Raw genomic sequence first — 11,039 nt, 5'->3', positions numbered from 1 at the left:
ACTACACGTTCCTGTATTCCGGTCGATAGCTTGCAAACTGTCGATCTGAAAGCTCGCGCCACGCCTGATACGAACCTGGATCCGGCATGACAGGCGCGCTTTCTTCACTCATTTCAGCGGCTGCCTCATCCAGCGTCTCAAACCAGCCAGCTCCGTAGGCGGCGCTCATGGCCGCGCCAAGCGAGGATGCTTCCAGGCTTTGAGAAACATGGACAGGCAGGCCCGTTGAGTCCGCGAACATTCGTGTCCAAAGGGCGCTGTTGCCCCCGCCGCCGACTGCAACGATCTTTTCTATCTTCAGGCCACTTTTCTTCATCGACGAGATCGCTCGCGCGCTTTCCAGGGTCATGGCCTCCAGGACAGCGCGATAGAGATGGCCCAGCCCGTGGTTCGGAGACAGTCCATTGAAACTGGCCCGCGCGCCGGTATCCCAGTGCGGATCCATGCAGCCGGTCAGATAGGGGCACACCGTAACACCCTCGGAGCCGATGGGGATCTGTGCCGCTTCTGCCTCAAGTTTTGAAAAGACCGACGGGTCGTCACGACCCCCGGCGAATGTGTCGACAAACCAGTTGAGCAGGAAAGCGCCTGCACGCTGGCAGCCCTCCAGAAAATAGCCGTTTCCGGTCGGCGACGTCATCGTGCGCCAGTTGAGACTGATCATGGGATCAGGTGCCCAGGCCCCGGTAATCAACGCGGTTCCCAGGTTGAGATACACCACACCCTCGCGGGCCGCATTGACGCCCAGTCCGGCACATTGACCATCCCCGCCGGCCGCAATGAGCGGCAAGCCCACCGGCAAACCAGTCTGGACTGACGCTTCCGGAGTGATCTTTCCAACAAGCGTGCCTGGACGCGCGAGCGTGCCCAGCTGTCTCGTATTTATTCCCAAGTGGTCGAGGAAATTCCCGGACCAGGTCATGCTCTGGATATCAAGTACGCCGAAAGGATCTGCACTTGTCCAGCTCGACGTCCAGTTTCCGGTAAGTCGTCCGCTCAGGAAACAATGAACATCGGCAAACCTGGCGGTCCGGTCCATGATGTCAGGCTGGTTGCGGCGGAACCAGGACAGCCTGAAAATAACCGGCGTAATGTCGACCGGTTTTCCCGAAACACTGTGCAATGTGTCTTTTCCGATCTCCTCGCAAAGAAGGTCGACTTCATGCCTGGCCCTTTCATCCAGCCAGACCACCGCAGGGCGAACCGCGTTGCCATTGGCATCGACAAAGGCAACCGTTTCCCGCTGGTTGGAGATTGCCAGTGCCGCGACACGGGACATGTCCAGTTCACCTGCCAGCTGACGCAGGGCGGAGCAGGCAGCAGACCACCAGTCCTCGATATCCTGTTCAACCCAGCCCGGTTGAGGTTGGGACAAGGGGATCGAGGCACGTCCTTCCGCCACGGGCTCTCCCTTTGCTGTCCAGGCGACTGCCTTGGTCGATTGCGTTGAACTGTCGAGCCCGATAACCAGGTCTTTTGTCATTTGTCCTCCCTCAACAACCGGTCGGCAGTTGCCTTGTCAGTTACCAGATCTGTGACATAGCCTCCGGTGAGGCATGCATGCAGCGCATCCAGTTTTTCGTCGCCACCGGCGACGCAGATGCGTTCCGGTACGGCTTTCAGGTCCTGAAGTTCCATGCCGATCTGAAGGCCGGAGAGCGCGCCTTCCAGGGCATCACCCTGCGCATCGATAAACCGGCCGATGACGATGCCGGCGGCTCCGGCTTTCATGTAGTCCTCGGCAGATGGCTGGATCAGGTTGTTGCCGTCGGCCCATCTGGTTTCGTCGTTGAGTTCGCCGACACCGAAAACAACCGTGGAGCAGCTGTGAACGCGTTCAAAATGGCGCTTCAGTGATGGCTCCTGAAGCAGTGCCGTGCGCAGTTCCGGAGTGGTGACAACAGCGGGTGCGTGAAAATTGTGGCATCTTGCGCCAAGCCGGTTTGCGATGAAAAGCGTACAGGCTTCCGGCGACGAAGCGTCATCCCCAAGTGAACTCCCGGATACCTGCACGACACGCAGGCTCTCCTGGCTGCGCTCCGGGAGCGCATTTGCGAGCTCGAGCATCGTGCGTCCCCAGGCCACGCCGAGTGTCATGTCTTTTCGCAAACGCGACAGGAGGATCTGCGCTCCGGCGATCCCGAGACGTTTTCGAAGCAAGGTCGGGTCGCCGTCTTCTTCACTGACATGCGGTGCAATGAATGCGCCCTTCAATCCGAAACGGGCTGCGAGCCTCTGACTCAAGTTCGCCTGCTCAAGAAGGTCTGGTGCAAGACTTATGGTAACGAGCCCCCGCCTGCGTGCATCTGCGAGATAGTTGGCCACCGACGCCCGGGACACTCCCAACGCCTTTGCCACTTCCGCCTGAGTTCGAGACTCGGCGTAGTAGAGCCACGTCGCCCAGGCCGTGGTGTCCTCGACAAATCTTACATTTTCCGCGTCTGATCCGTCGATTTGTTTGTCTGACATCGTCTTGCTGTCGCCTTTGCGTTCCCTGAAGTTTGAAATTCGATTTGACAAATGTCAATAGATGCTGTCATTTGTCATTTGTGAGTTGAAGGGTTTGGAATGTCCTCAATTAGTCATCAGACTTCATCTTTAGCAGAACGACCGCAAAACGGTTGGATGGAGCATATTGAAGACGTCTACCAGGGGCGCTGGGTCAATCCGGAAACCGGCGAAGCAGGTCCGAGGGCGCCGGTCGACAAAATCCTGATTTCTGAATCTATTGACGGAGCAGAGGCGGACCTCGCGCGCTCCGTAGGCATCGGCGATTTCACCGCGATGGTCGCCGATGCCAACACTTGGGACGCTGCCGGATCACGGATTGCCAAAAACCTGACCAAGGGCGGGTTCAAGGTCAACGAAGTCATCCTCAACGGAAAACCGCATGCGACTGTTTCCGAAGCAGATGCACTGGCATCGCGTTTGCAGGATTTTTCGTCCGTCATTGCGGTCGGCTCCGGCACCGTGAACGACCTGACCAAATATGTCACGGCTCGAAACAAGCGTTCGTACTGCGTCTTTGGAACCGCGGCCTCGATGGACGGATACGCGTCGACGACCGCCTCCATGGGGCTGCCAAGCGGCTTGAAGATCTCGCTGCCTGCGCATGCGCCAAAGGGAGTTTTTCTCGACCTTGGCGTTATCGCGAAGGCTCCGGCCCGGATGGCGGCGGCCGGCTTCGGTGATTGTCTTTGCAACAGCGTCGCAAGGATCGACTGGTGGATGTCCCACAAGTTGCTGGGCAGCCGGTTCTGGAATGAACCCTACCTGATCAGCGAGCATGACAAGGGACTGCTGGAAGCCCATGCGGACGGACTGAAACAGGGAAACATCACGGCGGTCGGATATCTTGTGAGAGCTCTGGTCATGTCGGGGCTAGGTGTCGCCCATACCGGTGTTTCAAATCACGGGTCCATGGGCGAGCACCAGATTTCCCACTATATCGATTGTTTTGCCGGTGACCGGCACCAGGGAACGTTGCACGGCGAACAGGTCGGCGTTGCGACGTTGACGATGGGGCGCATTCAACAGTGGTTTCTTGACCAGGAAAGCCCCCCGGAAATACGCCCGACGCATGTTGACGGACAAGACATGGCGCGCCGCATGGGGCCGGAAATTGCTGTACAGTGCGAGGCTGAATACCGGAAAAAGGCACTGGACGAAAACGGCGCGGCCCGTCTGAATGAACGGCTGCAGGAAATCTGGCCACAGTTGCGCGAGGATTGCCGAAAGCTGATTGATCCGGTCGATGCCATGGTTGCGAAACTCAAACAGGTCAACGGAGCGACAAGCGGGTCGGAACTGGGGCTGCCATCCGGGTTTTATCGCGAGGCGGTGCGGCACGCACACGAAATGCGAAACCGGTTCTCGTTTGCCGATCTGGCATGTGATGCGGGCCTTCTTGACGCATTTGCGGACAGGGAGGTCTGACCGGTATGCGGCCACTCGACAAGATGCCGGCTGAGACGGCAGCTTCCATCCACACAGTCATGGCAGATATCGACGATACGCTGACAACCGACGGCCGTCTGCCGTCAAACGCCTACACGGCGCTTGAGAAACTCAAGGCTGCAGGCTTTCGCGTGGCTGCGATTACAGGCCGCCCGGCCGGCTGGTGCGACATGATTGCACGGTTCTGGCCGGTCGACGGTGTCGTTGGTGAAAACGGCGCGCTTTATTACGCCTATGACCGCAATGCCCGCAAGATGTCCCGGGTATTTGCTGCCAGCGACGCGATCCGCCGCGAAAATCAGGTCCGCTACGCCCAGATCGCTGAACGCATCTTGAGCGAGGTGCCCGGCGCGGCCGTCTCGGCTGACCAGCCGTTTCGCGAAGCTGACCTTGCCATCGATTTCTGTGAAGATGTCCCGCCGCTGGGCCGCGAAGACGTCGACCGGATCAAGGCGATCTTCGAAGAAGAGGGGGCGGTCGCCAAGGTCTCCTCCATTCACGTCAACGGATGGTACGGGTCCTACGACAAGCTTACGATGACACGCAGGTTCGCGGCAGATGTGCTTGCCGTCGACCTAGAGGCCGAAAAAGACCGGATCGTGTTTTGCGGCGACAGTCCGAATGATGCGCCCATGTTCGGATATTTTCCAAATGCATGCGGTGTTGCCAACGTTCTGGACTTTCAGGGCCGGATCGAGGCGGAGCCGGGCTGGATCGCTTCGGAGCGCGGCGGAGACGGCTTTGCCGAAATCGCGGAAGTGCTGATTGCGGCTAAGACTTTATCAGACAGGAGAATAAGTGCATGAAAAAGGCCGAATTGGCTCTGCGCGAAGAGATTATTGCACGGTGCCGGGAAATGAACTCGAGCGGTATCAATCAGGGGACATCCGGCAACATATCCGTTCGGTTCGAGGACCGAATGCTGATTTCTCCGTCGGCAACACCTTATGATCAGATGACGCCCGAGATGATCGCCTCCGTTGGGCTGGAGGATACCAGTGGCCGTTATGATGGACCGTTGAAGCCGTCGACGGAATGGAGATTTCATCAGAAGCTGCTTCGCGGACGTCCGGATGCAGGTGCGGTCGTTCATGCCCATCCGACCTATTGCACGACGCTGGCGATCGCCCGCAAGGAAATTCCATCCTGTCACTACATGATCGCGGCGTTCGGTGGCAACAATGTGCGCTGCGCCGGATACGCAACCTTCGGGTCCGAAGACCTGTCGGAACTGGCGATCGACGCCATGACCGACCGGACCGCTTGCCTGCTTGCAAACCATGGCATGATTGCCATCGGCGAAAACCTTGCCAAGGCGATGTGGCGTGCAATCGAACTCGAGACAATTGCAAAGCAATACTACCTGAGCCTTGCGATCGGCGGCCCTGTTCTGCTGAGCGATGCCTCCATTGACGACACGCATCGCGGTTTCGCCGGCTACGGCCTTCAAGATTCAGACAAGGACAAAAAACCGAAACCCAAGCGCAGGGCCCCCAGAAAGCCGGCAGCGAAGAAGAAGTGATGAAGCCATGATCAGGGGAGGGTCGGAATGGCGTTTGTAGGAACCAGAGGATTGCGAGGCTATATCACGGGCGATAGCCCGGTGCCCTGGCTTGCGCCACTGGTCGCCATGCTCATGGTCTTCACCATCTATCCCCTGTTTTACAACATCTGGCTTTCGTTTCACGAATATGCGCCCTTCAAGCGACAGCTGGTCTATGTTGGAACGGAGAACTGGAACAATCTGTTTGCAGATCCACGGTTCTGGGAAGCCCTATCCGTCACTTTCACCTATTTCTTCGTCCTCCTGGCAATCCAGATCGTGCTGGGGATGTTCATTGCTCTTCTTCTGGATTCCGACGAGCCGGGGTTCGGGCTGTTGCGAGGCCTGCTCACGCTGACGCTCGTGATCCCGCCGGCGATTACCGGCATGATGTTTCTTCTGCTTGAAGATCCCGAGTTCGGTGTCCTCACCTACATACTCGAAGGCATGGGAATCCTGAGCGGTCAGAACCCGATCCTTGCAACAAGTTCGACGGCCCTTGCAGGTGTGATGCTGGCCGATATCTGGCAGTGGACACCTTTCATGGTACTGATCTTTCTTGCCGGTTTGAGATCACTTCCCCAGGAACCGTATGAAGCGGCCATGCTGGATGGCGCATCGGCATTTCAGACGTTCCGCCGGATCACGCTGCCGATGATGTCCAAGGTGATCGCCGTTGCGGTTCTGATCCGGGGCATCGATCTGTTCCGGGCGTTCGACTACATGTTCGTGATGACCTCCGGAGGTCCGGGGACCTCGACCTACACGCTCTCCCTCTATGCCTGGCAGCAAACGTTCAGCTTTATCAAATGGGGGTATGGAGCAACGCTGAGTCTTGTGAGCCTGGTGCTCATTCTGGTGATTGCCAATCTCTTCATCTGGATTGCGAAGGTGCGCTGGTGATTGTTGAAAGCAAAAATCGGCGCTATGCGCGCATGGCTGCCGCGTGGTTTATAACCGCGCTGTTCGTGTTTCCGCTCTACTACTGGGGAACAACGGCCTTCAAGCAAGCCAAGGAAATCTTTTCCGTTCCACCAACTGTCTGGTCGTTTACGCCAACACTCAGAAACTTTGAGGAGGTGTTCGGCATTTCCTTCGGGTTCCTGCGTCAGCAGGAAGTGCTGCCGGGTGGCGGAAACTTCTACATGGCACCGCGCCTTTGGGACTCCATTGTCGTCGGCCTCTTCTCCACCGCCCTTGCCATTGCCATCTCCACCTTCGCCGCATATGCGCTGAGCCGAATGGACTTTCGCGGAAGACATCATTTCGTCGCCTGGGTTCTGTCGACAAGAATGATGCCGCCAGTCGCTGTCGCGATACCGATGTTCTTTATCTACAAGGACATCGGACTGATGGATTCATACACGGGCATCATTCTGATCCATGCGCTGATGAACCTGCCGCTCGCGGTTCTTCTGCTCAAGAGTTTCTTCGACGACATTCCAAGGGAGATCGACGAGAGCGCCATTGTCGACGGGGCATCGCGCTGGAAGATCTTTCGCCGGATTATTCTGCCAATGGCAAAGGGTGGCATCGCGGCGACCGCGGTCCTTTGTTTTATCTTTTCGTGGACGGAGTTCATTTTTGTTCTGACGTTGACACAGACCGGACTGAAGACGGTCCCGGTCGTGTCCTCGAGCTTCGTCACGTCCACCGGCACGGCCTGGGGTAACATGGCAGCCTTGGGAGTGGCTGCCATGGCTCCGGCTTTCCTATTCATCCTGCTGGTCCAGAAACAGCTGGTCCGCGGGCTGACACTCGGTTCCCTCAAGCAATAGGAGAAACTGTCTTTACGGGACCATCACTCAAGTACCATGGGAGGAGTTAGTCATGAGAGATTCTGACAGGAAGCAATATCTGGCCAATATGGTGGACGCCTATGTTCACCGGCGAATGGGGCGACGGGCTTTTCTGAAAAATGCCGGCCTGCTCGGGCTTAGCGCGGCAGCATTCGGTGCGGGTATGCGCCGGCCGTTCGGACTGGGGTCCATGCCAGCTGCAAACGCGGCCGACGATCTGCGACCATCCGACGAGGTTCTGAAGTGGGTCAAGGACGTATCCGGCCCCTTCAAAGGCACAACTTTGAAACTGGCGACCGAGTCCACTCCGCCGTCAAATGCAATCAACAGCCAGCTGAAGAAATACTTCGAAGAAGCGTCGGGAATGACTGTGGAGATCGAAGTCCTGCCGCTTGAGCAGGTTCTTCAGAAAATGACGCTGGACATTGCCTCGCAGCTTGGCACCTACGATCTTTACTACATTGACCAGAGTTGGGCGGCCTCGGTGAGCCAGGATGTCTTTGATCCGCGCGAGCAGATTGAAGCCAAGCCGGATCTTGCGATGCCGAATTACAACATCGACGATTTCCTGCCGGCACTTGTCGACGGCATCGCCAAGTATGAAGACCGCTGGGTCGGTGTCCCCTACGACATTCCGATCTTCATCATGATGTACCGGAAGGACATCTGGGAAGAAATGGGTTTCCAGGCGCCGACTTCGCTTGAGGAATACTACCAGCAAGCCAAGGCGATCACCGATGCCAAGGGCCCGGATCTTTATGGTTCAACCGGACAGATGAAATCGGGACACTACAGCCTCGAGTGCGACTGGACGGCCTGGCTCTGGGGACATGGCGGTTCCATCTTCACCCCGGACGGCAAGTTCGCCGGCAACGACGAACGCGGTCTGGAAGCCATGGAGTACTGGACCAACCTTTGGAAAACAATGCCACCGGGTGTCACCGGCTGGACTTGGGACGGCCAGGGGCAATCCGTCGCCCAGGGCGTTGCCGCGTCGATGATGAGTTGGGGCGAGTTCTTCCCGTATTTCGACGATCCGTCGGCAACCAAAGTCTCCGGCCTGATGGAAGCGGTTCGCTGTCCACCACCGTCGCGCGCGCTGCGTACCAGTGACGAGACCGGCTTTGGAGAGATCCCCGGTGTTGGTCACCAGGGCGGCTCGTCGCTTGCGGTCTCGAAAAACTCCAAGAACCCGGATGCAGCCTGGATCTTCATGCAATGGGCAACGAGTTACGATACGCAAGTGCTCATCACGGCTCTGGGCGGCGGTACAGGACCGACACGCGCAAGCGTCTATGATGATCCGCGCATCATAGCCAACAATCGCGTTGGGCCGGGCACGACACGCCACCTGAACGTCGTTCGTGACACGATCGCGATGGATATGGGTTCTGAACCGGATCTGCCGCAATGGGCGGAACTTTCCAACGACACGATCCCTGTCAGGCTCGGCAAGTACTTTGCCGGCGACTACGGTTCGCCGAAGGAGGCAATGGACGATATTGCCGTGTCTGTCGACAAGATCGTATCCGGATAAGCAATCCGGACAAGAAGCAAAGGGGAGGGTGGCAACACCCTTCCCGGACACTGGGTTTGGGAGGATCCTGTGGAAGATAAACCACTTGTTGCAATAACCGGGGCGAGCTCGGGAATCGGCGAAGCAACCGCGCGCGCCTTTTCGGCTGCCGGTCATCCTGTTCTCTTGATGGCCCGACGCATGGACCGGATGGAAGCACTCGGACTTCCCAATGCGGTTCTTCGTCAGGTGGATGTGCGCGACCGCAACGCGATCGCCGCGGCGGTACGGGATGCTGAAGCCGAATTCGGTCCGGTTGACATGATGTTCGCCAACGCAGGCATCGCCCGTCTGGCCGATATCGGCCGGCAACCTCCCGAAGAATGGGATGAGATGATCGACATCAACACCAAGGGTGTGATGAATACGGTGCATGCGGTGATGAATGGCATGATGGATCGCAAGCGGGGCACGCTTGTCATGATGAGCTCCATCGCAGGCCGCAAGGTTTATCCCGACCACACGGTGTATTGCGGCACGAAATATTTCGTTCACGCGGTTTCAGAGAGCCTGCGCGAATATCTTTCCGCGCATGACGTACGCGTCGTCGTTGTCTCGCCAGGTGTGATTGAGACTGAAGTCCTTTCGGGTGTTCTGGATCAGGAAACGCTTGAAAACTACAAGAACAACAAGGTCAAGATGGGTGGTGGTATCGGTGCGGACATCGTCGCCGACCTGATACTCAATGCCTATCGATTGCCGCAAAAGGCCCTGGTTCAGGAGATCTGCCTGACACCGACGCGGCAAAGCTACTGAGGAAATCTGCATTAATGGCCGAGGTTGCCTATCACAATATCTGCAAATCCTACGGATCCGTTGAAGTCATGCGCGACCTGTCGCTGTCAATTCAGGACGGTGAGTTTGCAGTGCTGCTCGGGGCATCCGGTTGTGGCAAGACCACGTTGCTCAGGATGACCGCCGGGCTGGAAAACATCACCGGCGGTGAATTGACCATTGACGGCAAGGTCATGAACGAGGTGCATCCTCGCGACCGCGACATTGCAATGGTGTTTCAGAACTATGCGCTCTATCCGACCATGAAGGTTTTCGACAACATCGCGTTCAGCCTGGAAGTCAAGCGCCTGAGCAAGGAAGAGATCAAGAGGAAAGTCAACGAGGCGGCCGCAGTCCTGAACCTGACAGACTATCTGGACCGGTACCCGCGTGAATTGTCCGGCGGTCAGCGGCAGAGAGTGGCCATGGGCCGTGCCATGGTGCGCGATGCAAAGGTGTTTCTGTTCGATGAGCCCCTGTCGAATCTCGATGCGAAGCTCAGGGCACACATGCGCGTTGAAATCCGGCAACTCCACGAGCGGCTCAAGGCAACAACAGTCTACGTCACTCACGATCAGATCGAGGCCATGACAATGGCCGACAAGATCGTGCTGATGAAAGGCGGCCGGATTGAGCAGGTCGGAACACCGGATGACCTGTACGATCGGCCCGCGACCCGATTTGCCGCAGATTTCATCGGATCGCCCTCGATGAATTTCGTCGAGGGTGACATCACGGCGGAGGACGGGAAACCGCACTTTGTCGGTCCGCATATCAATCTGCCGCTAGACACTGGGCTGAAGGCGGAACAGGGTCAGAAAGTGATCTGCGGCTTGAGGCCGTCGGACCTTGTGACAACAAAGAGCGGCGAAATAAAAGGAACGGTCAAACTGGTTGAAAAGACCGGTGCTGACGTGAATATCCATGTGGATCTGAGCGAGACAGCAAACCTGGTCGCGACAATGGCCAGGGACAATGGCGCAGTTGCAGGCGATTCCATCGAACTGACGATACCTCCCAGGGCGGTTCACCTTTTCGACGCAGAGACAGAAAACAGGATCGAAACTCAGACGGCTGGGTAACAGAGCCATGGGCTGACGGTGCGGTTCCCGATTGGCAGCGCAACGAATGAAAAGAATGGTGCCGCGGAGATCCAGTCTTGATCTTTGGGCCATTTGACCGTGCACTCCGCACCGCGCACGGCACCTCGGAGGCGTGTTGTCTCGTCTCCACAAAGCGAGTTGAAATTCCGCGATGGCTCCAGGAAATGTTGTGCCACCAACATAAAGGACCTGCGTGCGGATCATGCTCTGGATCCAACTCCTCGAGCAGGTGCAGCATGCCGGAATTCTAGAGTGTCGAGGCAAGGTCCGGTCCCGGTCACGCATCT

Annotated in this window: 10 protein-coding genes; 8 read left to right on the top strand and 2 right to left on the bottom strand. The window is 57.5% G+C overall.

What is annotated here, in order from left to right; genetic code table 11:
* Position 1: 1 nt before the first annotated feature.
* Both LA5095_RS05445 and LA5095_RS05440 read right to left on the bottom strand, forming a co-directional pair.
* On the bottom strand, positions 2-1,483 hold the full coding sequence (locus LA5095_RS05445; RefSeq protein ID WP_055112863.1) for a xylulokinase: 1,482 nt from the start codon (positions 1,481-1,483) through the stop codon (positions 2-4).
* Positions 1,480-2,469: a sugar-binding transcriptional regulator gene (locus LA5095_RS05440; RefSeq protein ID WP_055404230.1), complete on the bottom strand. Its 990-nt coding sequence runs from the start codon at positions 2,467-2,469 to the stop codon at positions 1,480-1,482. The genes LA5095_RS05445 and LA5095_RS05440 overlap by 4 nt, the downstream gene beginning before the upstream one ends.
* A 156-nt stretch (positions 2,470-2,625) precedes the next feature.
* Between LA5095_RS05440 and LA5095_RS05435 the strand changes: the two genes are divergently transcribed.
* From LA5095_RS05435 to LA5095_RS05400, 8 genes are all read left to right on the top strand, one after another.
* Positions 2,626-3,936: an iron-containing alcohol dehydrogenase gene (locus tag LA5095_RS05435; RefSeq protein WP_199485821.1), complete on the top strand. Its 1,311-nt coding sequence runs from the start codon at positions 2,626-2,628 to the stop codon at positions 3,934-3,936.
* A gap of 5 nt (positions 3,937-3,941) precedes the next feature.
* Positions 3,942-4,763, top strand: coding sequence for an HAD-IIB family hydrolase (locus tag LA5095_RS05430; RefSeq protein WP_055112858.1), 822 nt, complete (start codon positions 3,942-3,944; stop codon positions 4,761-4,763).
* Entirely contained in the window at positions 4,760-5,479 is a 720-nt protein-coding gene (locus tag LA5095_RS05425) for a class II aldolase/adducin family protein (protein ID WP_055112856.1), read from the top strand. The genes LA5095_RS05430 and LA5095_RS05425 overlap by 4 nt, the downstream gene beginning before the upstream one ends.
* A gap of 27 nt (positions 5,480-5,506) precedes the next feature.
* Positions 5,507-6,403 (top strand): carbohydrate ABC transporter permease, encoded by an 897-nt coding sequence (locus LA5095_RS05420; RefSeq protein WP_055112854.1) that lies wholly within the window; start codon positions 5,507-5,509, stop codon positions 6,401-6,403.
* Between the two features lie 32 nt (positions 6,404-6,435).
* The gene (locus LA5095_RS05415; RefSeq protein WP_029061138.1) at positions 6,436-7,278 is read left to right on the top strand and encodes a carbohydrate ABC transporter permease; all 843 of its coding nucleotides are present in this window, start codon (positions 6,436-6,438) and stop codon (positions 7,276-7,278) included.
* Between the two features lie 52 nt (positions 7,279-7,330).
* Positions 7,331-8,836 carry an ABC transporter substrate-binding protein gene (locus LA5095_RS05410; protein WP_055112852.1) on the top strand — a complete coding sequence of 502 codons (1,506 nt, stop codon included), beginning with the start codon at positions 7,331-7,333 and terminating at the stop codon, positions 8,834-8,836.
* Between the two features lie 69 nt (positions 8,837-8,905).
* Positions 8,906-9,631 carry an SDR family oxidoreductase gene (locus LA5095_RS05405; protein ID WP_055112851.1) on the top strand — a complete coding sequence of 242 codons (726 nt, stop codon included), beginning with the start codon at positions 8,906-8,908 and terminating at the stop codon, positions 9,629-9,631.
* Between the two features lie 14 nt (positions 9,632-9,645).
* Positions 9,646-10,731, top strand: coding sequence for an ABC transporter ATP-binding protein (locus LA5095_RS05400; RefSeq protein WP_055112850.1), 1,086 nt, complete (start codon positions 9,646-9,648; stop codon positions 10,729-10,731).
* Positions 10,732-11,039: the final 308 nt, after the last annotated feature.

The sequence above is a fragment of the Roseibium album genome (assembly GCF_001404515.1).
Taxonomy (GTDB): domain Bacteria; phylum Pseudomonadota; class Alphaproteobacteria; order Rhizobiales; family Stappiaceae; genus Roseibium; species Roseibium album.
The sequence above is the reverse complement of the archived record's forward strand: the minus strand, read 5'-3'. Positions and strand labels throughout refer to the sequence as shown.

Excerpts from the sequence above, each read along its gene's own strand:
- LA5095_RS05425 (WP_055112856.1), top strand. The coding sequence starts at position 4,760 with ATGAAAAAGGCCGAATTGGCTCTGCGCGAAGAGATTATTGCACGGTGC.
- LA5095_RS05420 (WP_055112854.1), top strand. The coding sequence starts at position 5,507 with ATGGCGTTTGTAGGAACCAGAGGATTGCGAGGCTATATCACGGGCGAT.
- LA5095_RS05445 (WP_055112863.1), bottom strand. The coding sequence starts at position 1,483 with ATGACAAAAGACCTGGTTATCGGGCTCGACAGTTCAACGCAATCGACC.
- LA5095_RS05435 (WP_199485821.1), top strand. The coding sequence starts at position 2,626 with ATGGAGCATATTGAAGACGTCTACCAGGGGCGCTGGGTCAATCCGGAA.
- LA5095_RS05415 (WP_029061138.1), top strand. The coding sequence starts at position 6,436 with ATGGCTGCCGCGTGGTTTATAACCGCGCTGTTCGTGTTTCCGCTCTAC.
- LA5095_RS05400 (WP_055112850.1), top strand. The coding sequence starts at position 9,646 with ATGGCCGAGGTTGCCTATCACAATATCTGCAAATCCTACGGATCCGTT.
- LA5095_RS05410 (WP_055112852.1), top strand. The coding sequence starts at position 7,331 with ATGAGAGATTCTGACAGGAAGCAATATCTGGCCAATATGGTGGACGCC.
- LA5095_RS05430 (WP_055112858.1), top strand. The coding sequence starts at position 3,942 with ATGCGGCCACTCGACAAGATGCCGGCTGAGACGGCAGCTTCCATCCAC.
- LA5095_RS05440 (WP_055404230.1), bottom strand. The coding sequence starts at position 2,469 with ATGTCAGACAAACAAATCGACGGATCAGACGCGGAAAATGTAAGATTT.